This is a genomic window from Aromatoleum evansii (genome assembly GCF_012910805.1).
In the GTDB taxonomy this organism is placed as follows: Bacteria; Pseudomonadota; Gammaproteobacteria; order Burkholderiales; family Rhodocyclaceae; genus Aromatoleum; species Aromatoleum evansii.
This window is the reverse complement of sequence record NZ_WTVK01000051.1, coordinates 1-25,476: the sequence shown is the minus strand read 5'-3', so window position 1 is coordinate 25,476 and position 25,476 is coordinate 1. Positions and strand designations below refer to the sequence as shown.

General features: G+C 69.0%; 23 protein-coding genes. 9 read left to right on the top strand and 14 right to left on the bottom strand.

Features of this window, described 5'->3' with window-relative positions; translation table 11 throughout:
• Positions 1–94 precede the first annotated feature (94 nt).
• The 3 genes from GO615_RS21250 (at position 95) to GO615_RS21240 (ending at position 2,030) form a co-directional block, all read left to right on the top strand.
• Complete coding sequence (locus tag GO615_RS21250; protein ID WP_169131803.1) at positions 95–535, top strand: Hsp20/alpha crystallin family protein; 441 nt, start codon at positions 95–97, stop codon at positions 533–535.
• A 13-nt stretch (positions 536–548) separates the two neighbouring features.
• On the top strand, positions 549–929 hold the full coding sequence (locus tag GO615_RS21245; RefSeq protein WP_169131801.1) for an Hsp20/alpha crystallin family protein: 381 nt from the start codon (positions 549–551) through the stop codon (positions 927–929).
• 279 nt (positions 930–1,208) lie between these two features.
• Positions 1,209–2,030 (top strand): mechanosensitive ion channel family protein, encoded by an 822-nt coding sequence (locus GO615_RS21240; RefSeq protein WP_169131799.1) that lies wholly within the window; start codon positions 1,209–1,211, stop codon positions 2,028–2,030.
• Positions 2,031–2,069: 39 nt separating this feature from the next.
• On the opposite strand, the gene GO615_RS21235 is transcribed toward GO615_RS21240, so the two are convergent.
• From GO615_RS21235 to GO615_RS21205, 7 genes are all read right to left on the bottom strand, one after another.
• A complete protein-coding gene (locus GO615_RS21235) occupies positions 2,070–2,321 on the bottom strand; it encodes an acyl carrier protein (protein ID WP_169131797.1) in 252 nt (83 codons plus the stop codon).
• 154 nt (positions 2,322–2,475) lie between these two features.
• Positions 2,476–3,678, bottom strand: coding sequence for a dihydrolipoamide acetyltransferase family protein (locus GO615_RS21230; RefSeq protein ID WP_169131795.1), 1,203 nt, complete (start codon positions 3,676–3,678; stop codon positions 2,476–2,478).
• Positions 3,671–4,666: an alpha-ketoacid dehydrogenase subunit beta gene (locus tag GO615_RS21225; protein ID WP_169131793.1), complete on the bottom strand. Its 996-nt coding sequence runs from the start codon at positions 4,664–4,666 to the stop codon at positions 3,671–3,673. Before GO615_RS21225 ends, GO615_RS21230 begins: the two co-directional genes overlap by 8 nt.
• Positions 4,663–5,673, bottom strand: coding sequence for a pyruvate dehydrogenase (acetyl-transferring) E1 component subunit alpha (gene pdhA / locus GO615_RS21220; protein WP_169131791.1), 1,011 nt, complete (start codon positions 5,671–5,673; stop codon positions 4,663–4,665). The genes GO615_RS21225 and pdhA overlap by 4 nt, the downstream gene beginning before the upstream one ends.
• Positions 5,670–7,436, bottom strand: a complete 1,767-nt coding sequence (gene acsA, locus GO615_RS21215; RefSeq protein WP_169131789.1) for an acetate--CoA ligase — start codon at positions 7,434–7,436, stop codon at positions 5,670–5,672. Before acsA ends, pdhA begins: the two co-directional genes overlap by 4 nt.
• Before the next feature lie 33 nt (positions 7,437–7,469).
• Complete coding sequence (locus tag GO615_RS21210; protein ID WP_169131787.1) at positions 7,470–8,900, bottom strand: RtcB family protein; 1,431 nt, start codon at positions 8,898–8,900, stop codon at positions 7,470–7,472.
• A gap of 84 nt (positions 8,901–8,984) precedes the next feature.
• Positions 8,985–9,410, bottom strand: coding sequence for an archease (locus GO615_RS21205; protein ID WP_169131785.1), 426 nt, complete (start codon positions 9,408–9,410; stop codon positions 8,985–8,987).
• Between the two features lie 299 nt (positions 9,411–9,709).
• Between GO615_RS21205 and GO615_RS21200 the strand changes: the two genes are divergently transcribed.
• Both GO615_RS21200 and GO615_RS21195 read left to right on the top strand, forming a co-directional pair.
• On the top strand, positions 9,710–10,363 hold the full coding sequence (locus tag GO615_RS21200) for a hypothetical protein (RefSeq protein WP_169131783.1): 654 nt from the start codon (positions 9,710–9,712) through the stop codon (positions 10,361–10,363).
• Between the two features lie 59 nt (positions 10,364–10,422).
• The gene (locus tag GO615_RS21195; RefSeq protein ID WP_169131781.1) at positions 10,423–13,209 is read left to right on the top strand and encodes an AMP-binding protein; all 2,787 of its coding nucleotides are present in this window, start codon (positions 10,423–10,425) and stop codon (positions 13,207–13,209) included.
• Here the strand turns inward: GO615_RS21195 and GO615_RS21190 are convergent, their stop codons facing one another.
• Entirely contained in the window at positions 13,210–14,109 is a 900-nt protein-coding gene (locus tag GO615_RS21190) for a LysR substrate-binding domain-containing protein (RefSeq protein WP_169131779.1), read from the bottom strand.
• Positions 14,110–14,385: 276 nt separating this feature from the next.
• Here GO615_RS21190 and GO615_RS21185 point away from each other — a divergent pair, with 276 nt between their 5' ends.
• Together GO615_RS21185 and fghA are read left to right on the top strand one after the other, a co-directional pair.
• Positions 14,386–15,501 (top strand): S-(hydroxymethyl)glutathione dehydrogenase/class III alcohol dehydrogenase, encoded by a 1,116-nt coding sequence (locus GO615_RS21185; protein ID WP_169131777.1) that lies wholly within the window; start codon positions 14,386–14,388, stop codon positions 15,499–15,501.
• A gap of 19 nt (positions 15,502–15,520) precedes the next feature.
• A complete protein-coding gene (gene fghA / locus GO615_RS21180) occupies positions 15,521–16,366 on the top strand; it encodes an S-formylglutathione hydrolase (RefSeq protein ID WP_169131775.1) in 846 nt (281 codons plus the stop codon).
• A 255-nt stretch (positions 16,367–16,621) separates the two neighbouring features.
• Here fghA and GO615_RS21175 read toward each other — a convergent pair whose 3' ends face one another.
• The 5 genes from GO615_RS21175 to GO615_RS21155 form a co-directional block, all read right to left on the bottom strand.
• Positions 16,622–17,338, bottom strand: coding sequence for an ATP-binding cassette domain-containing protein (locus tag GO615_RS21175; RefSeq protein ID WP_169131773.1), 717 nt, complete (start codon positions 17,336–17,338; stop codon positions 16,622–16,624).
• Positions 17,339–17,417: 79 nt separating this feature from the next.
• Entirely contained in the window at positions 17,418–18,167 is a 750-nt protein-coding gene (locus GO615_RS21170) for an ABC transporter ATP-binding protein (RefSeq protein WP_169131771.1), read from the bottom strand.
• Positions 18,164–19,117 carry a branched-chain amino acid ABC transporter permease gene (locus GO615_RS21165; RefSeq protein ID WP_169131769.1) on the bottom strand — a complete coding sequence of 318 codons (954 nt, stop codon included), beginning with the start codon at positions 19,115–19,117 and terminating at the stop codon, positions 18,164–18,166. The genes GO615_RS21170 and GO615_RS21165 overlap by 4 nt, the downstream gene beginning before the upstream one ends.
• Before the next feature lie 24 nt (positions 19,118–19,141).
• Positions 19,142–20,062 (bottom strand): branched-chain amino acid ABC transporter permease, encoded by a 921-nt coding sequence (locus GO615_RS21160; protein WP_169131767.1) that lies wholly within the window; start codon positions 20,060–20,062, stop codon positions 19,142–19,144.
• Positions 20,063–20,394: 332 nt separating this feature from the next.
• Complete coding sequence (locus GO615_RS21155; protein ID WP_169131765.1) at positions 20,395–21,558, bottom strand: ABC transporter substrate-binding protein; 1,164 nt, start codon at positions 21,556–21,558, stop codon at positions 20,395–20,397.
• Positions 21,559–21,746: 188 nt separating this feature from the next.
• On the opposite strand from GO615_RS21155, the gene GO615_RS21150 reads away from it, so the two are divergent.
• Positions 21,747–23,372, top strand: coding sequence for an MFS transporter (locus tag GO615_RS21150; protein ID WP_211167270.1), 1,626 nt, complete (start codon positions 21,747–21,749; stop codon positions 23,370–23,372).
• Positions 23,373–23,381: 9 nt separating this feature from the next.
• Here GO615_RS21150 and GO615_RS21145 read toward each other — a convergent pair whose 3' ends face one another.
• On the bottom strand, positions 23,382–23,684 hold the full coding sequence (locus GO615_RS21145) for a DUF3175 domain-containing protein (protein WP_339380095.1): 303 nt from the start codon (positions 23,682–23,684) through the stop codon (positions 23,382–23,384).
• Positions 23,685–24,027: 343 nt separating this feature from the next.
• On the opposite strand from GO615_RS21145, the gene GO615_RS21140 reads away from it, so the two are divergent.
• Positions 24,028–25,416 (top strand): ethanolamine ammonia-lyase subunit EutB, encoded by a 1,389-nt coding sequence (locus GO615_RS21140; RefSeq protein WP_169131759.1) that lies wholly within the window; start codon positions 24,028–24,030, stop codon positions 25,414–25,416.
• Positions 25,417–25,476 lie beyond the last annotated feature (60 nt).

Genomic DNA, 25,476 nt, shown 5'->3' with positions numbered 1-25,476 from the left:
CGACGCGTGGACTTGAAGTCCGGGCGGCCGCCTCTATATCCGGAAGCATGGGTGTTGCGAGCGGACGCCCGTCCCTGACCGAAGGAGGATGATGATGTTCTACCGATCCGTGTTTCCCCGCGACCTGCTGTCCGAACTGGACCGCATGCAGCGCGAGATGCAGCAGGCGTACGAGTTCTCTCCCAGCATCCGCGGTCTCGCGCGCGGCGGTTTTCCGGCGATGAACGTCGGCAACACGCCGCATTCCGTCGAGATCTACGCCTTCGCGCCCGGCATCGACCCGGCCACCATCGACGTGCAGCTCGAAAAGGGCGTGCTGACGATCGCAGGCGAACGTGCCAGCGTGCTGCCGCCCAGGGAAGCCAATGCCACCGTGCATATCGAAGAACGCTTCGCGGGCCGCTTCCGCCGCGTCGTGACCCTCCCGGACGACGCCGACCCCAACGCCGTGAGTGCGAAATACCGCGACGGCGTACTGCACATCAGCGTCCAGCGCCGCCAGGCTGCCCAGCCGCGCCGCATCAGCATCGAATGAGGAGGAACCGGACATGAGCGACAACACCAAGGTCACCCGCAAACCCGAAGCCCCGGCCAGCGACATGGCGCTGCTGCCGCCCGTTGACGTCATCGAGGATGCGGGCGGGATCACCCTGTATGCCGACCTGCCGGGCGTGCCGAAGGACAAGCTGAACCTGCAGGTCGAAGGCGACACGCTGACGATCGAGGGCGAGATCAGCCTCACGGCGCCCGAGGGCATGGAATCGTCGCACGCCGAAGTGAGCCTGCCACGCTATCGCCGCATGTTCACGCTGTCGAAGGAACTGGACGCGAACAAGGTCTCGGCCGAATTCAACCAGGGCGCGCTGAAGCTGCGCATCCCCAAGGCCGAACACGCGCAGCCGCGCAGGATCGAGATCGCGGTGCAGTAAGGTATTACCCGCGAAGACTTCCCCCCACGAAGACTTCCCCCCGCAACGCCGGCCCGTCCCGGGTGAGCAATCGCCCGGCTCGGGCCGGCGTCACGTCCGCGCACATCACGCTCTCCCGCCCGCGTTCACGGCTACGCATGGACGGCCATGCACACGTCCCATGACGTTTGACCGTGCATTTGCAATATTTCCGGTCTAGTCTTGTTGCATGACGCGCACGACATCTCCTGAATTCGAGGTGCCGTCCCCACGTCCCGTCACCCGACCCGGAGCATTGCCATGGAACAGATGGACACGTACGGCCAGCTCGCCGCGACCTACGCCACCGACATCGGTCTGAAGGTCGTCGCGGCGATCATCTTCTGGATCGTCGGCCGCTGGCTGATCGGCCTCGCCGGACGCCTGCTGCAGCAGGCGATGGAACGCCAGAAGGTGGACCCGACGCTGATGCGCTACGTCGGCAGCTTCCTCTCGGTGACCCTGAACATCATCCTGGTCGTCGCCATCCTCGGCTACTTCGGCGTGCAGACCACCACCTTCGCCGCCCTGGTCGCCGGTATCGGCGTCGCCATCGGCGCGGCCTGGGGCGGATTGCTCGGCAATCTCGCCGCGGGCATCTTCGTCGTGGTGCTGCGCCCGTTCAAGGTCGGTGACTTCATCAGCGCGGCCGGCGTCACCGGCACCGTGAAGGAGATCGGCCTGTTCGCCACGGCGATCAACACCCCCGACAATGTCATGACGCTGATTGGCAATGGAAAAGTGTTCGGCGACACGATCCAGAACTTCACCGCCAACCCCTACCGCCGCGTCGAGCTCAAATGCCAGCTCGCCGGCAGTGCCGACCACCTCACGGCGATGCAACTGCTGCGCGAAAAGCTCCTCGCGGTGCCGAACGTGCTCGCCGACCCTGCACCGGAGGTCGACATCCTCGAATTCAACCTCGTCGGCCCGGTGCTCGCCGTGCGCCCCTTCTGCCACAACGACCACTACTGGCAGGTGTACTTCGACGGCAACCGCGTCATCCGCGAAACCCTTGCGGCAGCCGGCTTCCCGGCGCCGATGCCGGCGCAGGTGGTGATCATGCAGCAGCCGGGCGCCTGAACGGCTGGCGGCGCAGGGGCGGTGTGACCCCTGGCGCCGCTAGCCGAGCTTCGCGCGCAGGTAGTCGAGCAGGTTGCCCAGCGTCACGAGGCGGCCGTAGTCCGCCTCGGGGATGCTCACCTTCAGCCGCTCGCTGATCCCGATCAGGAAGTTGAGCCAGTCCATCGAATCGAGGTCGACCTGCTGGCGCAGCGGGCGGTCGTCGCGCAACTCGTCCACCTCGACCTCGGGCGCGATGCCACGCAGGATCGCGATCACGTTCGCGCGCAGCTCCGGGTATTTTTCGGTCATTGCGTTCTCCCTTTTCCTTTAGCGGGACGCCGGACAATTACACGCTCCCGTAGGGCGGGAGGAGCGCAGCGCATCCCGCCGATCCCTCCGTTCCAAGCGGCCCTCGGGCCGCACGGCGGGATACGCCTTCGGCTCCTCCCGCCCTACGGATCCGTCAAAGCTCCTCCGGTCGCTGCAGACGCTCGCGCAGTTCGGCGAGAAACAGCGCGCCGCGATGCCCGTCCGACACGCGGTGGTCGGCCGCGAGGCTCGCGACGACCGCCGGCAGCGCGACCAGCGTGCCGTCCTCCACCCACGGCCGCTCCATGATGCGGCCGAAGCCGACCAGCGCGACCTGCGGCGGGTAGATCACGCCCATCACGGCTTCGACACCCTGATCGCCGAGGTTGGTCACGGTGATCGTCGGGTCCGACATCTCCGAGCTGCGCAGCGAGCCGGCGCGCGTGCGCTTCACGAGATCGGCGAGCTCGTGCATCAGCTGGTCGAGCGGCTTGCTGCCGACATCGTGCAGCGCCGGCGCGATCAGCCCGCCCTGGCGCAGTGAGATCGCGACGCCGATGTGCGCGGCCTGCACCGACTCGAAGCGGCCGTCGCGGAAGAAGCCGTTCATCTCGGGATACTGCGCGAGCGCCGCCGCAACGGCCTTCAACTGCAACACCGCCATCAGCAACCGTTCGGTGATCGGCCGGCCTTCGTTCGCCTGCGCGAGCCAGCGCTGCGCACGCGCCATCGGGATCGTCTCGTACAGGTAATAGTGCGGAATCTCGCGCTTCGAGCGGCTCATCGCCGCGGCGATCGCGCGCCGCATCTCGGTGTTCTTGTCGACCTCGGGACGCACGGCCGGCGCGGCCTCGACGGCCTTCCGCACGCCGGCCTGCGCCGCCGCTTCTACATCCGCAAGCGTCACGGCTCCGCCCGGCCCACTCCCCGTGAGCTGCACGATGGCGACGCCGAGCGCCTCGGCCCGCTTGCGCGCCGCCGGCGAGATGCGCAGACGGGCGGTTTCTGCGGGAACGGCCGCCGCGGAGGGAGGCCGTCTTTCCCCCACTGCCGCACCGGCCACGGCGGCATGCCTCGCCTCCTTCGCGCCGGCCCGTACCCCCTTCGACGCCGCCCCCTCGCCGGGTTCCAGCAGGGTCGCCAGCACCGTGCCAACCGGAATGCGCTCGCCCGGCTCGATCAGCAATTCATGCACGACGCCGTCCTGCCAGATCTCCACGTCGACCGCCGCCTTCGAGGTGTCGACGATCGCGACCACCTGGCCCTTGCGCACCATGTCACCGGGTTTCACCTTCCACTCGATGAGCTTGCCCTCGTCCATGTCGGCGCCCAGCGAGGGCAGCGTGAAGTCAAACATTCAGCATCTCCCTGACCGCCGCGACGATCTTCGCCGGCTGCGGCAGCGCGGCCTCTTCCATGTGCTTGGCGTAGGGGATCGGCACCTCCTCGCTGCACACGCGCACCGGCGGCGCGTCGAGGTCGTAGAAGCAGTGCTCGACGATGCGCGCCATCACCTCCCCGGCCAGGCTGCCGCTGCGCCAGCCCTCGTCGACGATCAGCGCGCGGTGCGTGCGGCTCACCGATTCGGCGATGGTCTCGGTATCCAGCGGACGCAGCACGCGCAGGTCGACGACCTCGACGTCGATGCCGTCGCGCGCGAGTTCGGCGGCGGCCTCCAGCGCCTTGGGCAGGCTGCCTCCATAGGTGATGACGCTCACCTGACTGCCGGGACGGCGGATCGCCGCGCGCTCGATGTCGCACCGCCAGTCCTCATTTGGCTCCTCATTTGAGTCATCTGGCAGCTCGTCTTCCATGTTGTAGAGCTGGGCGTGCTCGAAGATCACGACCGGGTCGGGGTCCGCGAGCGCCGGCGCGAGCATGCCGCGGGCGTCGGCGATCGTCGCCGGGGCGAGCACGCGGATGCCGGGGATGTGGGCGTACCAGTTCTCCAGGCTGTGCGAGTGCTGGGCCGCGAGCTGGCGCCCGGCGCCGGTGGCCATGCGGATCACGAGCGGCACCGACACCTGCCCGCCCGACATGTGGCGCAGCAGCGCGGCGCTGTTCACGATCTGGTCGAGCGCGAGCAGGCTGAAATTCACCGTCATGACCTCGACGATCGGCCGCATGCCGCCCAGCGCCGCACCGATGCCGGCGCCGACGAAGCCCAGTTCCGAGAGCGGCGTGTCGCGGATACGCTCAGGGCCGAACTCGTCGTAGAAGCCTTTCGACACCGCGTAGGTGCCACCGTAACGACCCACGTCCTCGCCCATGAGGAACACGCGCGGATCGCTCGTGAGCGCGTCGTGCAGCGCCTGGCGCATCGCCTCGCGGTAGCTGATCCTCATCGCTGCACTCCCGGTGTCGTGACGTCGCGCAGCAGGTCCTCGACCGGCTCCCACGCTGCGGCCTCGGCGAACGCGACAGCGGCGGCGACCTCCGCCTCGGCTTCGGCGTCGAGTTCGAGGAAACCGTCCTCGCTCAGCTCGCCCGCCGCCTTCAGCTGCGCGGAGAAGCTGTGGATCGGCCCGCGCTTCTTCCATTCCTCGACCTCGGCCTTGTCGCGGTACAGCTCGGGGTCGAACATCGAGTGCGCGCGGAAGCGGAAGGTGCGGAATTCGACGAAGAAGGGGCCGCCCTCCTCGCGAACCTGCTGCGCGGCGCGGCGCGTCGCCTCATGCACCGCCAGCACGTCCATGCCGTCGACCTTCAGCGTCGGCACCTTGTAACTCGCGGCCTTCACGCACAGCTCCGTCTGCGATTCCGAACGATCGAGCGCGGTGCCCATCGCGTACAGGTTGTTCTCGCACAGGAAGAGCACCGGCAGCCGCCACAGCGCGGCGAGGTTCATGCCTTCGTGGAAGGCACCCTCGGCGACCGCTCCCTCGCCGAAGAAGCACGCCGTCACGCGGCGGATGCCCTGCATGCGGTCCGCCAGCGCGAGCCCGACCGCAAGTGGCAGGCCGCCGCCGACGATCGCATTGCCACCGTAGAAGCGCCGCGCGGTGTCGAAGAGGTGCATCGAGCCGCCGCGCCCGCGCGAGCAACCGGCCGCCTTGCCGAACATCTCGGCCATGATCGCGTCCATCGGCACACCGCGCAGCAGCGCATGGCCGTGCTCGCGATAGGTCGCGACGACGTTGTCGTCGGCGTCGAGGGCGTGCATCGCGCCGGTCGCGCAGGCCTCCTCGCCGATGTAGAGGTGCAGGAAGCCGCGGATCTTCTGCGCGCCGTAGAGCTCCGCGCACTTTTCCTCCATGCGGCGGATGCGCAGCATGTCGGCAAGCAGTCGATGCGCGAACGGCCGCGCGGACGGCGCGGTCCCGGCCTGCGCCTTGTGTCGGGTGGTGTTCATGCGCCGGCCTCCAGCGTCGAGGTATCCCCTTCCGGCAGACCCAGCTCGCGCGCCTTCAGCAGCCGGCGCATGATCTTGCCGCTGCGCGTGCGCGGCAGGGTCGTGGCGAAGTCGATCTCCTTCGGCGCGACCGCGGCGCCGAGCTTCCTGCGCGCGTGTGCGAGGAGTTCCATGCGCAGCGCGTCGCTCGGCTCGTAGCCCTTCTTCAGCGACACGAAGGCCTTCACGATCTCGCCGACCATCTCGTCGGGCTTGCCGATCACGCCGGCTTCAGCGACCGCCGGGTGCTCCATCAGCGCGCTCTCGACCTCGAAGGGGCCGATCAGGTGGCCGGCGGACTTGATCACGTCGTCCTTGCGCCCGACGAACCAGAAGTAGCCGTCGGCGTCGCGCCGCGCGAGGTCGCCGGTGAGGTACCACACGCCCGAGAAACACTTGCGGTAGCGCTCCTCGTTGTTCAGGTAGCCGCGCAGCATCGCCGGCCAGCCGCGCAGCAGCGCAAGTTCGCCCTCGACGTCGGGCTCCTCGACAACCTCGACGAGGCCATCCTTGCCCTCGCGCACGATCGCAGCCTCCACTCCCGGCAGCGGACGGCCCATCGAGCCGGGTTTGATGTCCAGCGCCGGCACGTTGGCGATCATGATCCCGCCCGTCTCCGTCTGCCACCAGTTGTCGTGGATCGGCAGCCCCAGCACCTCCTGGCCCCACCACACGGCCTCGGGATTGAGCGGCTCGCCGACGCTCGCGACGAAGCGCAGCTTGGGGAATTCGAAGCGCTGCGCGAGCTCCGGCCCCGCCTTCATCAGCATGCGGATCGCGGTCGGCGCGGTGTACCAGACGCTGACTTTCTGCTCGTGCAGGATGCGGTACCAGCGCTCCGCGTCGAAATCGCCCTCATCGACGATCGAGGTCACCCCATGCAGCAGCGGCGCGATGATGCCGTAGGAGGTGCCGGTGACCCAGCCCGGATCGGCCGTGCACCAGAACACGTCGTCGGGATGCAGGTCGAGCGCATAGAGCCCGGTCGCCCAGTGCGTCGCGACCGCGCCATGCACGTGCATCGCGCCCTTCGGCGTGCCCGTCGTGCCGCTCGTGAAGTGCAGCAGCGCAAGCTCGTCGGGCCGCGTCGGCACGGTCGGGAAGTCGTCCGAGGCCGCGCCCATCAGGCGGCCGAGGTCGTGCGTGCCGGGCACGTCGGTGGGGGTTCCGTCGTCGGACACGAGCAGCACGTGGCGCAGCGTCGTCAGCTCGCCGCGGATCTTCGCGACCTTGCGTTCATACAGCGACTCGGTCGTCACGAGCACCGCGCCCTGGCCGATGTTCAGGCGCGTCGCGATCGGCTCGGGGCCGAAGGCCGAGAACAGCGGCGACACCGCGCAGCCTGCGCGCAGGCCGCCGAGCACCGCGGCGTAGAGTTCGGGAATGCGGCCGGTGAGTACGAACACGCGCTCGCCGCGCACGACATCGAGCCCGCGCAGCACGTTGGCGAAGCGCGCCGTGAGCACCGCGAGGTCGCCGTAGCTCAGGTCGTGCACGGCTCCGTCCTGACCGAGGAAGCGGAACGCCAGGTGGTCGCGCAACGGTCCGCCCGCGTGGCGCACCACCGTTTCGTAGGCGATGTTGAGCGCCCCGCCCGGCAGGCCCGCGAGCGCCTCGCGCGCGAGGTCCCACGTGAAGGCACGCCGCGTCGCCTCGTAGTCGACGAGGTTCGGCCGCGTCCGAAGTTCTGATGGCGCCTTGCTGATGATCGACGTCCGTTCCATCACTCCCTCCTCCGTTCAATGCGGATGTATTTTTCAGCCCTTGATGCATACGAGCGGCAAGAGCCGTGCGACCTTCACCGCGAGCCCCGCGCGATCGGCCGCATCGACGACCGCGCCGACGTCCTTGTAGGCGAGCGGCGCCTCCTCGGCAACGCCGCGAAAGCTCGGGCTGCGGATCAGGATGCCGCGCGCGGCAAGCTCATCGACGACATTGCGGCCGTGCCAGCGGCGCAGCGCCTCGTTACGGCTCATCGCGCGGCCCGCGCCGTGGCAGGCGGAGCCGAAGGCGCGCTCCTCGGTGCCCGCGGCACCCGCGAGAATCCACGACGCTGTGCCCATGCTGCCGCCGATCAGCACCGGTTGGCCGGCCTCGCGGTATTCGCGCGGCAACTCCGCATGACCGGGGCCGAAGGCGCGCGTTGCGCCCTTGCGATGCACGAACAGGTGCCGGCGCTCGTCACCGACGCGGTGGGTTTCCTCCTTGCAGGTGTTGTGCGACACGTCGTACAAGAGCGGCAGGCGCACATGCGGGAAGACTTCGGCGAAGGCCTCGCGCGCGAGCTGTGTGAGGATCTGGCGGTTCGCCAGCGCGCAGTTGATCCCCGCGCGCATTGCGCCGAGGTAGCGCTGGCCGAGGGCCGATTTCAGGGGCGCGCAGGCAAGTTCACGGTCCGGCAAAGCGATGCCCGCGGCCGGCGCCGCAATCACCATCTCGCGCAGGTAGTCGGTGCCGATCTGGTGGCCGAGACCGCGCGAACCGCAGTGTATGCTCACGACGACATCGCCCTTCGCCAGCCCGTAGGCCTGCGCAGCCGCGGCATCGAACACCTCGCCGACAAGCTGCACCTCCAGGTAGTGGTTGCCGGACCCGAGCGTGCCCATCTCGTCGCGCTGGCGCTTCTTCGCCATGTCCGATACCGCACGGGGATCGGCACCGGCCACACAACCGGACTCCTCGATGTGCGCGAGGTCGGCCTCGCTGCCGTATCCCTCCTTCACCGCCCAGCGCGCGCCGCCCTTGAGCATCGCGTCGGTCTCCGTGCCGGACAGGCGCAGCGCGCCGGTGCTGCCGACCCCTGCAGGGATGCGCGCGTACAGCACGTCGGCGAGGCGCTTCTTGTGCGCCTCGACGTCGGCCTGCTTGAGCCCGGTGTGCAGCGTGCGCACGCCGCAGGAGATGTCGAAGCCGACGCCCCCCGCCGACACCACGCCGCCCTCGTCCGCATCGAAGGCCGCGACACCGCCGATCGGGAAGCCGTAGCCCCAGTGCGCGTCGGGCATCGCGTAGGAGGCTGTGACGATGCCCGGCAGGCTGGCGACGTTCGCGACCTGTTCGGCGACCTTCTCGTCCATCGCCTCCATCAGCTCGCGCGACGCGAAGATCACGCCGGGTACGCGCATGCGCCCCGTCGAGGGCATCTCCCATTCGAACGGGCCGCGTTGCCGGAATTTGCGGAGTTCCATCGTCTGTCTCCTGCCCTTGCAGCGACCGGAACCGCGCTGCGAGCGCCTGTCATTTTCAGCATAGCCAAAACCGGCCGGCATGGCTCAGACGTCAACCACACATTGCGCACACCATATGCCGTCGGCCCCGCGTTCGACCCGGAGCTCGCAGAACGATGCGCCCTTCACCTCCGCCGCCGGCTGGTGGCGCCCCACCTCGATCGCCTCGCCCCAGGCCGTCGCCGCGAGGCGGCAGCCGCCCGCATCCGCTTCGACTGTCAGCGCGAAGCGCGAGAACAACATGCGGCGCGTAGCCATCTCGAACACCAGCGCATTGAGCCAGTCGACCAGCAAGAGTTCGGGATCGGGCGCCGCGCAGGCGATCCCGACCGGTTCGCGCGACGCGACGGCGGCCGGATCGCAGATCACCGCCGTCATCGCCGTCGCTGCGCCGGCGAAGGCTTCGGCGAGCGTCGCGCCCGTCCCACGCACGCCGACGTCCGCCTCGTGTTCGAAGGTCTGCCACGCCATTCCGCCGCCCTCCCGATCGTTCGCGGGCCCAGCACGGAGCGATGTTCCCGTGGGAGCGGCTTCAGCCGCGAATCGGCCGCGATGCGTGCGATACCGCCGATTCGCGGCTGAAGCCGCTCCCACAAAAACCAAACCCATCAGCTCTCGCGATTGCCCTGCGCCACGCGCCAGGCGGGCGCCTCCTGCCATGATATTTTAGTAAGCTGCAGGGCAGCACGTTCGCACTGCGCCAATATCGGTGGCAGATGCCGCCCGCGGCCGCCAAACGGCTTGCCATACCTCATCAGGAGAATGACCCGATGCGCACCCGCTTCCTCTGGCAGCTCCTCGCCTCCACCGCGACCGCCCTGCTCGTTGCGGCCTGCGGCGTCGCCCCGACGGTAGCGCCCCAGGCCGACGCCAAGGCGGAACGTTTCGCCTACAAGGGCGGCGAGGTCGCGAGCGCGCAACGCGGCGCCGACTGCGAACTCACGCTGCGCGGCGCGCTCACGCCGGACGCCGTATCCTCGCTGCGGCTGGCCAGCGACGCGCTCGCGAAGCGTTCGTGCCGGGGCAAGACCGTGGTCCTCGATCTCTCCGACGGCAGCGTGGGCGCGGCGATCACCGTCGGCTCGATGCTGCGCAACCGCGGCTACGACACCCGCATCGCCTCCGGCAGCACCTGCCACACCCTGTGCCTGCTCGTCTTTGCCGCCGGCACCCGGCGCGAGATCGCCCCCAATGCGCGGCTCGGCTTCACGCAGATCCCGCCCGACGAGGATTTCGGCCGCGCCACCTGCGACACCGAACTCGACAACCGCCAGATGCTCAACCTGGCGCGCTACCTGCGCGCGATGCTGCCCGCACTGACCGCCGACTACATGCTGCAGCAGATCCGCGCGACCGACTGCCGTACCGTGCGGGCCCTGCCCGCGAGCGACGCGGTCACGGCAGGCATCGCCACCAGGAGCTAAAAAGGGGGAATGACCCGACCCGTACGCGCCGCGGCGGGCCTCGCGGTCGGAACCTCATCATGAATTCAAGCCGTCCGGCAATCGACGCGGCCGAGGTGCTCGGCATCGTGCGCACGCTCGTCGGCGAGCTGCGCCCCGGCAATCCACCGGAAGCCGGACTCGACAGCCACCTCGAACGCGACCTCGGGCTCGACAGCCTTGCGCGGGTCGAGCTGCTCGCGCGCATCGAGCGCGCCGCGCACACGCGCCTGCCCGAAGGCACGCTCGCCGCGGCGGAAACCCCGCGCCAGCTCTTCGCCGCGCTGCGCGCCGCGCGACCGGAGGCGAGCTCGTCCGCGCCCGAGCTCGCCGACACGGCGGACACCGAACACATCGAGGCGCCGGCCGGCGCAGCCACGCTCGTCGACGTCCTGCTGTGGCACGCCGAACGTTCGCCGGAACACGTGCACATCCGCCTGCTGCACGACGACGCCGAGGTCGGCACCCTCACGCACCGCGAGCTGCTGCAAGGCGCGCAGCGCATCGCCGCCGGATTGCGGCAGCGCGGGCTCGCGGCGGGCGACGCTGTGGCGATCATGCTGCCGACCTCGCTCGAATTCTTCACCAGTTTCTTCGGCGCGCTGCTCGCGGGCGGCGTACCGGTGCCGATGTACCCGCCCACGCGCCCCTCGCAGCTCGAGGACCACCTGCGCCGCCAGTCCGGCATACTCGAAAGCTGCCACGCCCCGGTGCTGATCACCGACGAACAGGTGCAGCCGGTCGCCCGCCTGATCTCCACGCCGTCGGGAAGCCTGCGTCACAGTGTCACCGCGCGCGAGCTCGCCGCAAGCACAGCCGCGCCCAAGATCGCCACACCGAGCCCGGACGAGCTCGCGCTGCTGCAATACACGTCCGGCAGCACCGGCAACCCCAAGGGCGTGATGCTCACGCACGCGAACCTGCTCGCCAACATCCGCGCGTGGAGCCGCAGCGTCGCCATCACCGCGGCGGACGTCACGGTGAGCTGGCTGCCCCTCTATCACGACATGGGCCTGATCGCCGCGTGGCTCGGCAGCCTGTACAACGGCTGCCCCCTCGTGCTGATGTCGCCGCTGGACTTCCTGTCGCGGCCCGTGCGCTGGCTGCGCGCCCTGCACCGCTACCGCGGCACGCTCTCGGCTGCGCCGAACTTCGCCTACGAACTGGTCCTCAAGCACGTCGAGGAACAGGAACTGGCCGGGCTGGACCTCTCGCGCTGGCGCATCGCCGCGAACGGCGCCGAGCCGGTGAATCCGGACACGCTGGAACACTTCGCCGCACGCCTCGCCCCCTGGGGCCTGCATCGCGAAACCATGACCCCCGCCTACGGCCTTGCGGAGAACGCGGTCGGCCTCGCCGTGCCGCCGCCCGGACGCGGTCCGCGCATCGACCGCGTCGTGCGCGAAGCCTTCTTCCGTACCGAGGCGCGCCACGCCGCCGCCGAGGACGCGAGCGCGATCCGTTTCGTCGGCTGCGGTCGCCCGCTGCCCGACCACGAGCTGCGCATCGTCGGCCCGAACGGCGACGAACTCCCCGACCGCCGCGTCGGCCGCATCGAATTCCGCGGCCCGTCCGCGACCGCCGGCTACCTGAACAATCCGGAAGAGACACGCAAGCTGATTCACGGCAAGTGGCTCGACACCGGCGACCTCGGCTACCTTGCCGAGGGCGAGCTCTTCGTGACCGGTCGTGTCAAGGACATGATCATCCGTGGCGGACGCAACCTCTACCCCTACGAGCTGGAAGACGCGATCGGCGAACTGGCCGGCGTGCGCCGCGGCTGCGTCGCCGTGTTCGGGGTCGCCAATCCCGCGACGGCAAGTGAGCGCCTCGTCGCAGTCGTCGAGACACGGACGACCGACGATGCCGAGCGCCGCCGGCTCGAACACGATGTCGGCAATCTCGCCGTGGACCTGCTGGGCGTCCCGCTCGACGAGGTCGTGCTCGCGCCGCCGCACAGCGTGCTGAAGACCTCCAGCGGCAAGATCCGGCGTGCCGCGACGCGCGAGCTGTACCAGAGCGGCGTGCTCGGCCGCCAGCACAGCGTCCGGGTACAGGTGCTGCACCTCGCCGTGACCGCCGCGACGCGTAAGGCCGTGCAGGGGCTGCGCCGTGCCCTCGCCACGCTGTGGGCGGTCTGGGCATGGACCGCACTCGTGCTGCTCGCGGTGCCGACATGGATTGCGGTCGCGACGCTGAACCGCCCTGCGCTCGGCTGGCAGATCGGACGCCACGCCGCCCGGCTGCTCGCGACCCTGATCGGCATCCGCATCGACGTCCGCGGACGGGAAAACCTGCCCGCATCCGCGCCCTGCATCGTCGTCGCGAACCACTCGAGCTACCTCGACGGCCTGATCGCCGCCGCCGCGCTGCCCCGCCCCTTCGTCTTCGTCGCCAAGCGCGAACTGCTCGACAACGCCATCGCCCGCCGCTTCCTGCAGGGACTGGGCACCGAATTCATCGAACGCTTCGCCGTGCAGGACAGCGCGGACGCCGCCAGGCGGCTCGCCGAACGCGCACGGCTGGGTTCGGCGCTGTTCTACTTCCCCGAAGGCACGTTCGTACGCAGACCCGGCCTGCAGGAGTTCCGCCTCGGCGCCTTCCTCGCCGCGTGCGAGGCCGATCTGCCGGTGGTGCCGGTCACGATCCGCGGCACGCGCGCGGTGCTGCCCGACGAGACCTGGCGCCCCCGCCGCGGCCCCGTCAAGGTGATTATCGGCCGCCCCCTCCTGCCGCAGGGCAAGAACTGGAACGCCGCGCTGGCGCTGCGCGATGCCGCCCGCCGGGACATCCTCGAGCGCTGCGGCGAGCCGGATGCGACACTCTGATCAGGCGAGCACACCCGCATACTCCGGGCACTTCGCCAGCCCACCCTTCAGCGCCTCGACCAGCAGCCGCACCTTCGGCAGCGGATGGCGGCGCTGCGGCGACACCGCCCACACGGCGGTATTCGGCGGCCGGTTCGCGTCCAGCAGCGGCACCAGTTCGCCGCGCTGGAACGGCCCCAGGACGTAGTAGTCGGGCAGCTGGCACAGACCGAAACCGCGCAAGGCCGCATCCAGCACCGCGTAACCGCTGTTGCAGCGCCAGTTTCCGCTGGGCCTGAACGGATACTCGCGCCCGTCGAGCTGGAACATCCACGTGTCGCTCGTGCCGAGCAGGCAGTTGTGGCGCCCGAGCTCCGACAGCGTATGCGGCCGGCCATAGCGTTCGAGGTAGGACGGCGCCGCGCACAGGTACATCGTGCGCGGCGCGATGCGCGTCGCGACGAGGCTGGAATCGCTCAGGCGCCCGAGCCGGATCGCGAGGTCGAAGCCCTCATGCACGAGGTCGACGTTGCGATTCGTCAGCTCGATCTCGACCTTCAGCTGCGGATGCTGCGCCATGAACTCATTCACCAGCGGCACGATGAAGCGCTCGCCATAGGCCACCGCCGCGCTCATGCGCAGCAGACCCGCCGGCGCGCTCTGCAGGTCGCTGATCGCGAGGAAGGCCTCGTCGCGCTCCTCGACGAGGCGCTGGCAGCGCGCGAGGAAGACCTGCCCCGCCTCGGTGAGCGACACGCGCCGCGTCGTGCGGTAGAAGAGCCGCGCCTGCAGCCGGTCCTCGAGGCGCGCGACCTGCCGGCTCACGTGCGACGGCGACACGCGCAGCTGCTCCGCCGCACGGTAGAAGCTGGCGTGCTCCGCCACGGCGAGGAATTCGTCCAGCCCTTCCCAACGGTTCACCCTCGATACTCTCCTGTTTAGTAAGCCCGGCAGTGGCGCGGCACAACGAGACGCCGAAACAGCCGATGCCGTTCGCCCTGAGCTTGTCGAAGGGCCGGGCTCAGCCGGGCTTCGACAGGCCTCCTGAGCGCAGCCGAAGGACTCAGCCCGAACGGCATCGTGTTGCCGGATTATTGCTCACAAGCAACAGTATATTGCCTAGCATTCGATTATCAGACCTGAAGCATCAATTAGACTCCCCGCATTCCCCTGACCCTGACAGAGAGAGTCCTCGCCATGACCATCAAGTCGCGCGCTGCCGTCGCCTTCGGCCCCAAGCAGCCCCTGCAGATCGTCGAAGTGGATGTCGAACCGCCGAAGAAGGGCGAGGTGCTGGTACGCATCGTCGCAAGCGGCGTGTGCCACACCGACGCCTTCACCCTCTCCGGCGACGACCCGGAAGGCATCTTCCCGGCGATCCTCGGGCATGAAGGCGGCGGCATCGTCGAGGCGGTCGGTGAAGGCGTGACTTCGCTCGAAGTCGGCGACCACGTGATCCCGCTGTACACGGCCGAATGCCGCGAGTGCAAGTTCTGCAAGTCGGGCAAGACCAACCTGTGCCAGGCCGTGCGCGCCACCCAGGGCAAGGGCCTGATGCCCGACGGCACGACGCGCTTCTCCTACCAGGGCCAGCCGATCTACCACTACATGGGCACCTCGACCTTCTCCGAATACACGGTCGTGCCCGAGATCTCGCTGGCGAAGATCCCCAAGGACGCCCCGCTGGAGAAGGTGTGCCTGCTCGGCTGCGGCGTCACGACAGGCATCGGCGCGGTGCTCAACACCGCGAAGGTCGAGGAAGGCGCGACCGTCGCGATCTTCGGCCTGGGCGGCATCGGCCTCGCTGCGATAATCGGCGCGAAGATGGCCAAGGCCTCGCGCATCATCGGCGTCGACATCAACCCGGACAAATTCGAGATTGCGAAGCAGCTCGGCGCGACCGACTTCGTCAATCCGACCGAGCACGACAAGCCCATCCAGGACGTGATCGTCGCGATGACCGACGGCGGCGTGGACTACTCCTTCGAGTGCGTCGGCAACGTCAAGCTGATGCGCGCAGCGCTCGAGTGCTGCCACAAGGGCTGGGGCGAATCGACGATCATCGGCGTGGCCGGCGCGGGCCAGGAGATCAGCACCCGCCCCTTCCAGCTCGTCACCGGCCGCGTGTGGCGCGGCAGCGCCTTCGGCGGCGTGCGCGGCCGCACGGAACTGCCGAGCTACGTGCAGAAGGCGCAGAAGGGCGAAATCCCGCTCGACACCTTCATCACGCACACCATGTCGCTCGACCGGATCAACGAAGCCTTCGACCTGATGCACGAGGGCAAGAGCATCCGCACGGTGATCCATTTCTGACGCGGCGCAGGGCACGTCCATGACCCTCGAAAACCTCTCCTGCCAAAAAAGCTTCGGCGGCTGGCTCAAGCGTTACCGCCACCGCTCGCGCACGCTCGGTTGCGACATGACCTTCGCCGTGTACCTGCCGCCACAGGCCGAACAGGGCGGCAGGCTGCCGGTGCTGTATTGGCTGTCGGGTCTGACCTGCACCGACGAGAACTTCATGCAGAAGGCCGGCGCCCAGCGCGTCGCCGCGGAGCTCGGCCTCGTCATCGTCGCGCCCGACACCAGCCCGCGCGGCGCCGACGTGCCGGGCGACCCCGACGGCGCGTGGGACTTCGGCCTCGGCGCAGGTTTCTACCTCAACGCGACGGAAGCCCCGTGGTCGCGCCACTACCGCATGCACGACTACGTCGTCGAAGAGCTGCCGGCGCTCGTCGAAGCCAGCTTCCCGGTGTCCGACGCGCGCGGCATCAGCGGCCACTCGATGGGCGGGCACGGCGCGCTCGTGTGCGCGCTGCGCAATCCCGGCCGCTACCGCTCGGTGTCCGCCTTCGCGCCGATCACGAACCCGATGAACTGCCCCTGGGGCGAAAAGGCCTTCTCGCGCTATCTCGGCGAGGAGCGCACGCGCTGGCGCGAATGGGACGCGAGCGTGCTGATCGCCGACGCCAAGGAGCGCCTGCCCCTGCTCGTCGACCAGGGCGACCGCGACGACTTCCTCGCGACCCAGCTCAAGCCCGAAGCGCTCGAAGCCGCCGCCCGCGCCGCCGGCCACCCCCTGACGCTGCGCACGCAGCCGGGCTACGACCACAGCTATTACTTCATCGCGAGCTTCATCGAGGACCACCTGCGGCATCACGCGGCGGCCTTGGCCGGATAGCCCCGGACCGTAGGGCGGGAGGAGCGAAGCGCATCCCGCAAATCCAGGGGTGGAGGTTGCCCGGGTGCCGCACGGCGGGATCCGCCTGCGGCTCCTCCCGCCCTACTTTCCGTGCCTGCGACGGGCGTATCGAAATGCGGCGCCCCTCGTAGGGCGGGAGCAGCGCAGCGTATCCCGCCACGCGGCGTTCGGGCGGCTTCTGGCCCTTCGACTGGCGGCGCGCTTACCAAACGCGGCCTTCTCGTTGGGCGCCGATCAGACTCCCAGATACCGGTGCCACACGCCCCGGTCGGCATCCAGCTCCGCCGACGTCCCCGCCCACGCCACCCGCCCGCGCTCGAGGATGATGTGACGATCCGCGAGCTTCACCAGCCGCTCGACGTACTTGTCCACGACCAGGGTCGTCTGCCCTTCCGCCTTCAGGCGGTCGAGGCAGCGCCAGATCTCCTCGCGGATCACCGGCGCGAGGCCTTCGGTCGCCTCGTCGAGGATCAGGAGGCGCGGGTTGGTCGACAAGGCCCGCGCGATCGCCAGCATCTGCTGCTCGCCGCCGGAAAGCTGGTTGCCGAGGTGTCCGGCGCGCTCCTTCAGACGCGGGAACAGTGCGTACAGACGCTCCAGCGTCCACGGCTCTCGCGCGCCGCTGCGGTTGTCGGCGAAGGCGACGAGGTGCTCGCGCACGCTCAGGTTCGGAAAGCACTGCCGACCTTCGGGCACGATCGCAACGCCCAGGCGCGCGATCGCGTCCGCGGACAGGCCCTGGATCGCCCGACCATCGAAGCGGATCTCGCCCCGGCGCGCGCGCAGCCCGCCGATCACGGCGCGGATCGTCGTGCTCTTGCCCATGCCGTTGCGCCCGAGCAGGGTCACGACCTCGCCTGCGCGGATGTCGAAGTTGAGCCCGAACAGCACCTGGCTCGCGCCGTAGCCGGCCTCCAGGCCGAGGCAGCTCAGTAGCACGTCGCGGTTCACTGGACTACCCTCCTGTCGCTACGCGACATCCTCCCCGCGGGAGGAAGAGCGTGCCCTTCGGGCGGCCGGGCGGGCACGCTCATCGCGCCTCCTCCGTGCCCAGATACACCGCCTGCACCTCCGGATGCTCGCGGATGTAGGTCGTGTCACCGGACGCGAGCACCTTGCCGTAGTCCAGCACCGAGATGCGGTCGGCGAGCTGGAACACCGCGTCCATGTCATGCTCGATCAGCAGGATCGCCGCATCCGACCGCAGGCGCGCGATCAGTTCGACCATCTGCTGCGAATCCTCCGGCCCCATGCCCGCCATCGGTTCGTCGAGCAGCAGCAGCTTCGGCCGCGCCGCGAGCGCCAGCGCAACGTCGAGCTTGCGCTGCACGCCGTGCGGCAAGGTGCCGGCCTCTCGATCGAGCATGCCTTCCAGCCCGACCTTGTGCGCAAGTTCCAGCGCCCGTTCGCCTAGCGCCGCTTCCCCCGAGCGCCGCCCGAAGCAGCGGAAGCTCGACCCTGCGTGCGCCTGCACGGCCAGCAGGAGGTTATCGAGCACGGAATCGCCGCGGAATACGCTGGTGATCTGGAAGCAGCGCGACAGGCCATGCCGCACGCGCTCGTGAGCGCTCATCGCGGTCAGATCGATGCCGTCGAGCACGATGCGCCCGCCGTCGGCCGGCAGCAGTCCGGAGATGAGATTCACCAGCGTCGACTTCCCCGCCCCATTCGGCCCGATCAGCGCATGCACTTCGCCGTGCTCGACGGCGAGGCTCACGTGGTCGGTCGCGAGCAGCCCGCCGAAGCGTTTCACGAGGTCCTGCGCAACGAAGAGGGTCATGCCTTCCTCCGCTCGAACAGCCCCGCGAGCCCGCGCGGCGCGACGAACACCACCGCGATCAGCATCAGGCCCAGCGGCCAGTGCCAGTATTCCGTGTACAGCTTCAGCACCTCCGACAGCGCCAGCCACACCGCGACGCCCAGCACCGCACCCCAGCGCCGCCCCAGGCCGCCGAGCACCACCATCACGAGCAGCGTCGCGGACTCGGTCCAGTGCATCGTCGCGGGGCTGACGAAGTTGTTGTGGCTCGCGAGCAGCGCCCCGGCGAGCCCCGCGAGCGCGCCCGCGCCGGTGAAGGCGACGAGCTTGAGGCGATAGACCGGATAGCCCATCGCCTCCATGCGCGTCTCGTTGTCGCGGATGCCCATCAGCGCGTGGCCGAAGCGCGACACCGCGGCGCGGCTCGCGAACGCGAACACCAGCGCGGCCAGCGCGAGCACGACCCAGAAGAACACCGCCGCGTCGCCCGTCGTGCGGCCGAAGCCCAGCTCCAGCGGCGAATACAGCCCGTAGCCATCGTCGCCGCCGTATGCCGACAGCGACACCGCGAGGTAGTACAGCATCTGCGCGAAGGCGAGCGTGATCATCAGGAAATACACCCCGCGCGTGCGCAGGGTCACCGCCCCGATCAGCGCCGCGAACGCCCCCGACACCAGCACCGCGGCGCCCCACGCCGCCCACGCCGAACTCGCGCCCGCATCGACCAGCGCGACGACCGTATAGGCGCCGACGCCGATGAAACCCGCATGCCCCAGCGCCGCCATGCCGCCGTAGCCGAGGATGAAGTTGAGGCCGGTCGCCGCGATCATCACGATCAGCATGCGGCGCACGAAACCGACGTAGTAATCGAGGCCCATTTCCGCGCCGACGACCGGCAGGAGGGCCAGCAACCCGAGCAGCGCCCACGGCAGCCAGCGTGCCGCCGCCGACGCCGGCAGCGTGCGAGACATCACGCCATCACTCATCGCGCCCCCTCACGCCCGCGCCGGAAATAGCCCGGCCGGCTTCAGTATCAGCACCGCCGCCATCAGCACGTACATCGCAATCCCCGCGAAGGCCGGGCCGAGGTCGGCGGCGAGCGCAGGCGGCAGCACCGAGCGCAGCAGCGGCGGCAGGAAGGCGCGCCCCGCGGTATCGACCAGCCCCACCAGCAGCGCCGCGACGAAAGCCCCACGCACCGAGCCGATGCCGCCGATGACGATCACCACCAGCGCCGGGATCAGGATCGCCTCGCCCATGCCGATCTGCACTGCCGAGATCGGCCCCATCAAGGCACCTGCAAGCGCCGCAAGCGCCGCACCGAGCGCGAACACGAAGGAGAACACGCGCCCGACGCGCACACCCATGAATTCCGCCATCGGGCGATTCGATGCGCCCGCGCGCACCAGCATGCCCACACGGGTGTGATTGACGAGCACGTACAGCCCCACCGCGACCAGCAAGCCCACCGCCAGCAGCACCAGCCGGTAGGCCGGATACGGCAGCTCGGGCAGCAGCTGCACCGGTCCGGCGAGCGCGGCCGGGGTTGTCGCCATCAGCGGCGATGGTCCCCAGACGGCCTTCACCGCGTCGTCGGCGATCAGGATCACGCCGAAGGTCGCGATCACCTGCGCAAGGTGGTCGCGCGCATAGAGCTTGCGGACGATCAGCAGTTCGAGCAGGAAGGCGACCAGCACCGTCGCCGCGACCGCGACCAGCACCGCGCCGACGAAGCTGCCACCCGCCTCATGCACGCGCGCCGCGATGTAGGCACCGGCCATGTACAGCGAGCCGTGCGCGAGGTTCATCGTGTCCATGATGCCGAACACGAGCGTGAGGCCGGCAGCGAGCAGGAACAGCATCAGGCCGTAGCCGACGCCGTTGAGGAGCTGCTCGAAGATGAAGATTGGATCCATGGGGACTGCGGGGATATTCGACCGATGCCTGTGTTCCTCCCCCTTCAAGGGGACGGTGCAAAGATCTTGGTGTAATGGTGCGCTTCTGAAGGAGCCTATTGTGCGCGTGCGGATTCAGGCCTGGAGGAGTTCCCGCGTGTGCATCGGAGAAGCCGATTAGCAGGTTCCTTCCGCTTCAAGGGGAAGGTCAGGATGGGGATGGGTTTCTTGCAGACGCTGCGGAGTCCACCCATCCCCCACCTGTCCTCCCCCTTGAAGGGGGAGGGACACCCGCCCGCACCGATCACATCTTCGTTGCAACCCGGGCGAGACCGGGCGACGGGACCAGCCCCTTACTGCCTGCAATCCCCCACGTACGCGTCCTGATGCTTCTCCATCACCGTGCCGACGAGCTTGTTGGTCAGCTTGCCGCTCGCATCCTTGTCGACCACGCGCAGGTAGTAGTTCTGCACCGGGAAGTTGTTCGCGCCGTACTTGAACTCACCCCGCACCGACTTGAAGTTCGCCTTCTTCAGCGCCGCGACGACCGCCTCGCGATTGTCCACCTTGCCGCCGACCTCGCGCACCGCGGCGTCCATCGCCATCACCACGTCGTAGGCCTGGGCCGCGTACACGGTCGGGTAGCGGCCGTTGTACTTCTTGCGGAAGGCCTCGACGAACTCGACGTTGGCCGGCACCTTGAGGTCGTGCGCCCAGTGCGCGGTGTTGAGCATGCCCAGCGTCGGTTCGCCGACCGCGTCGATGACGTCCTGGTCGGCGGTGAATCCCGGCGAGATCAGCGGAATGTCCTTCAGCCCGCTGCCCACGTACTGCTTCAGGAAGTTGATCCCCATCGCGGCGGGCAGGAACACGAACACCGCGTCGGGCTTCGCCGCGCGGATCTGGGCGATCTCGGCCGCGTAGTCGATCTGGCCGACCTTGGTGTAGATCTCCTCCTTCACCGTGCCCTTGTACAGACGCTTGAAGCCGCCGATATGGTCCTTGCCCGCCGGATAGTTCGGCGCGATCAGGACCATGTTCTTGAAGCCCTTCTCGTTGGCGACCTTGCCGGCAGCCTCGTCATAGGTGTCGTTCTGGTACGACACGCCGAAGAAGTACGGGCTGCACTGCTTGCCGGCGAACAGGCTGGGCCCCGGATTGCTCGACAGGAAGGGCACCTTCGCCGCAAACAGGGCCGGCCCCACCGCCAGCGCCGAGTTCGAGGCCACCGGGCCGGTGAAGAAGTCGATCTTGTCGCGCTGCAGGAAGCGGTTGACGAGCTGGGTCGCCTGCTCCGGATTGCCCGCGAAGTCCTGCAGGATGAATTCCGCCGCTTGCCCACCCAGCTTGCTCCCCAGGCGCTCCACCGCGAGGTTCAGACCGTCGCGCGTCTCCGCTCCGATCGTCGCGAAGGGGCCCGAAATATCGAGCGCGACGCCGACCTTGACCGGTTCGGCATGAGCGGCGAATGCGCCGCACAGCGCGAGAGAGACTGCGACGTTCTTCAGCTTCAACATGGATACTCCTTATCGGGATTTCTCGGGCGATGGCCGCAAACCTGCGAGATTATCATGTGCGCTTGACGCGGACCCACCCGCATATGCGATCGGCGCGACCGCGGGGCTCGCTATACTCATCGCGGCCGGGACAACACGACAAGACCCACACCCGGGCGCCGCGGCCACACGCCACCGGAGAGATCGCCTTGCCCAACGAAGCCGACGTCAGTCCATCCGCCCTCGCGCCGCTGCGCCAACCCATGTTCCGCATGCTGTGGCTCGCCTGGCTCGCCGCGAACATCACGATGTGGATGAACGACGTCGCCTCGGCCTGGCTCATGACCTCGCTGACCAGCAGCGCCTTCATGGTCGCCATGGTGCAGACAGCCTCGACCCTTCCTGTGTTCGTGCTCGGCCTGCCGAGCGGCGCGCTCGCGGACATCGTCGACCGGCGCAAATACTTCGCCGCGACGCAGCTCTGGGTCGCAACGGTCGCCGTGCTGCTGAGCGGGCTCGCCTTCTCCGGCCTGCTGACCGCCGAACTGCTGCTCGCGCTCACCTTCGCCAACGGCATCGGCCTCGCCCTGCGCTGGCCGGTGTTCGCCGCAATCATCCCGGATGTGGTGCCGCGCCACGACCTGCCCGCCGCGCTCGCGCTCAACGGCGTGGCGATGAACATGTCGCGCGTGATCGGGCCGATCGTCGCCGGCGCCCTGCTCGCCAGCGCCGGCAGCCCGTGGGTCTTCCTGCTCAACGCGGTCCTCGCGATCTTCGCGTTCGTGCTGATCCTGCGTTGGCGCCCCGAACCGAAAACCAGCTCGCTGCCCGGCGAGCGTTTCCTCGCCGCGATGCGCCTCGGCCTGCAGCACGTCGTGCAGTCGCCACCGATGCGCGCGGTGCTTGCCCGCATCTTCCTGTTCTTCCTGCAATCCACGTCGCTCACCGCGCTGCTGCCGCTCGTCGCCCGCGACGTTCATGGCGGCGGCGCCGGCACCTACACCACGCTGCTCGCGGCAATGGGCTGCGGCGCGATCTTCGCGGCGCTGAATCTCGCGCGCCTGCGGCAGCGGCTGGAGCGCGAAGCCTTCGTGCGCTGGGGCACGCTCGCGCATGCCGCCTGCGCGGTCATCGTCGTGCTCGTGCCGACCCTGTGGGTCGCGGTCCCGGCGATGTTCGTCGCCGGCATGGCGTGGATAGCCACGGCGAATTCGCTCACCGTGGCGGCGCAGATGGGGCTGCCGAACTGGGTGCGCGCACGCGGCATGTCGATCTACCAGATGGCGCTGATGGGCGGCAGCGCGGCCGGTGCCGCCCTGTGGGGCTACGTCGCGAACCTGACGTCGGTCACGGTCAGCATCCTCGTCGCCTCGGTCGTCGGCCCGGCCGTTCTGCTGCTGACACGCCGCCACGTCACGATCGGCGCCCACGACGAGGACCTCACGCCCGCCAAGCCGGTCACGCGCGTCCCCCCGCCGGCAATCGAGATCCAGCCCGGTGAGGGGCCCGTGATGGTGACCGTCGAGTACCTGATCGACCCTGCGCGGGCGGCCGAATTCAGTGCCGTGATGCAGGAAACCCGCCGCGCCCGGCTGCGCCAGGGTGCGCAGTCCTGGGGCCTGTTCCGCGACACGACGCGCCCCGAGCGCTACATCGAGTATTTCCTCGACGAGAACTGGGTCGAGCACCAGCGGCGCCTCGAACGCTTCACCGCCGCCGATCTCGGCCTGCGCGAGCGCCGCCTCGCCTTCCATGTCGGGCCCGAAGCCCCGCAGATGCGCCGTTACGTCGCCGAGGACGTCGATGCCCGCGCCGGCAGCGCGGAAACGCGCTGAGGCGCCGGTTCAGCCGTCCTCGTGCGAGTTCGTCCGGCGGTACAGGCGACGCAGCTCGTGCTTCGCCGCCTCCAGGCAGGCGCGGCGCTCCGGCGAGAGATTCCTGCCCGCGCGGTTGATGTAGAAGTTCAGCATCGACATCGCCGAGCGGAAGGGGTCGGTCTTCCGCCTCACGCTCGCCTCGGCGGACCGCTGCAACGACAACGCGATTTCCCGCGGATCCTCGAGCGCAAAGACCCCTGGCTCGAGATCCAGCGCGCGGCTGGTTTCGGTGACCTGCTGCGACCAGCGCCCACCAGCTGGCACGATCACACGGCTACGGCTTCGAGCGCGGTCCGCGCATCGCCCGGACACAGGCCCAGGCGATGATGCCGAAGAGCAAAATCACGCCCAGCACGTGCTCCATGCGCGTCTCCTTCGTCGGGAACAAATAATAATTATGCGCCCAACGCTCGGCGACCGCCCCTCGCTCGACCGTACGGGCGCCTCGGCTCGATCGGGGAGCGCTTTCCGAGCCGCTGGCCCGTGCGCGGCCCGGACCGGGACCGGGCATTGACTACAATCCATACATGCCGTGCCCGCGCCAAGGCCACCGATGCCGGCCCCGGAGGCGCGCACGACGACTATCCCGCCCCAGCCCCCGGAACCGGACACCATGCCTTATGCGCACACCGTGGATGGAACGAGCCACCGGTTCGCCGACCTGAAGAGCCTGCTTGCCAAGGCCACGCCGGCGCGCTCGGGCGACCAGCTCGCCGGCATCGCGGCAGGCAGCGACGAGGAGCGCATCGCCGCGCAGATGGCGCTCGCCGAACTGCCGCTGACAACCTTCCTCAGCGAAGTGCCGATCCCCTACGAGGCGGACGAAGTCACCCGCCTCATCATCGACGGGCACGACAAGACCGCCTTCGCGCCCGTCAGCCACCTCACTGTCGGGGACTTCCGCAACTGGCTGCTCTCCGAAGCGGCCGACGAGGCCACACTCGCAGCACTTGCACCGGGACTCACGCCCGAGATGGCAGCCGCCGTCAGCAAAGTCATGCGCGTGCAGGACCTGATCCTCGTCGCGAAGAAATGCCGCGTCGTGACCGCCTTCCGCAACACCATCGGCCTCGCCGGCCGCATGGCCACCCGCCTGCAGCCCAACCACCCGACGGACGACCCCGCCGGCGTGGCCGCCAGCATCGTCGACGGACTGATGTACGGCTGCGGCGACGCCGTCATCGGCGTGAATCCTGCCAGCGACAACGTGCAGACGGTGACGACGCTGCTCCACATGCTCGATGCCATCATCGCCAAGTACCGCATCCCCACCCAGGCCTGCGTCCTCACCCACATCACCACCACCATCGAGGCGATCCGCCGCGGCGCGCCGGTCGACCTCGTATTCCAGTCCATCGCGGGCACCGAGTCAGCGAACGCGGGCTTCGGCGTCAACCTCGCCCTGCTCGCCGAAGGACGCGACGCCGCGCTGTCGCAGCGGCGCGGCACCGTCGGCGACAAGGTGATGTACTTCGAAACCGGCCAGGGCAGTGCCCTGTCGGCCAACGCCCATCATGGCGTCGACCAGCAGACCTGCGAGGCGCGGGCCTACGCCGTCGCACGCAGGTTCGAGCCGCTGCTGGTGAACACCGTCGTCGGCTTCATCGGCCCGGAATACCTGTACGACGGCAAGCAGATCACCCGCGCCGGCCTCGAAGACCATTTCTGCGGCAAGCTGCTGGGCGTGCCGATGGGCTGCGACGTCTGCTACACGAACCATGCCGATGCCGACCAGGACGACATGGACGCGCTCCTGACGCTCCTCGCGGCCGCCGGTGTCAATTACGTGATGGGCGTGCCCGGCTCGGACGACGTCATGCTCAACTACCAGACCACGTCCTTCCACGACGCCATGTACGTCCGCCAGCTCCTCGGCCTGCGCCCTGCACCCGAGTTCGAAGCCTGGCTGCGCGACATCGGCATCTTCGCACCGGGCGAAGCACTCGCGCTCGCGAAAGACCTCCCCGCTCCCTTCCGCCATGCGCTGGCGCAGCTCGACTGAGGATGCCGTGATGGACGAACCCGCCGACGCGCCCATCCTCCCCTCCCCCTGGGGAAGGCT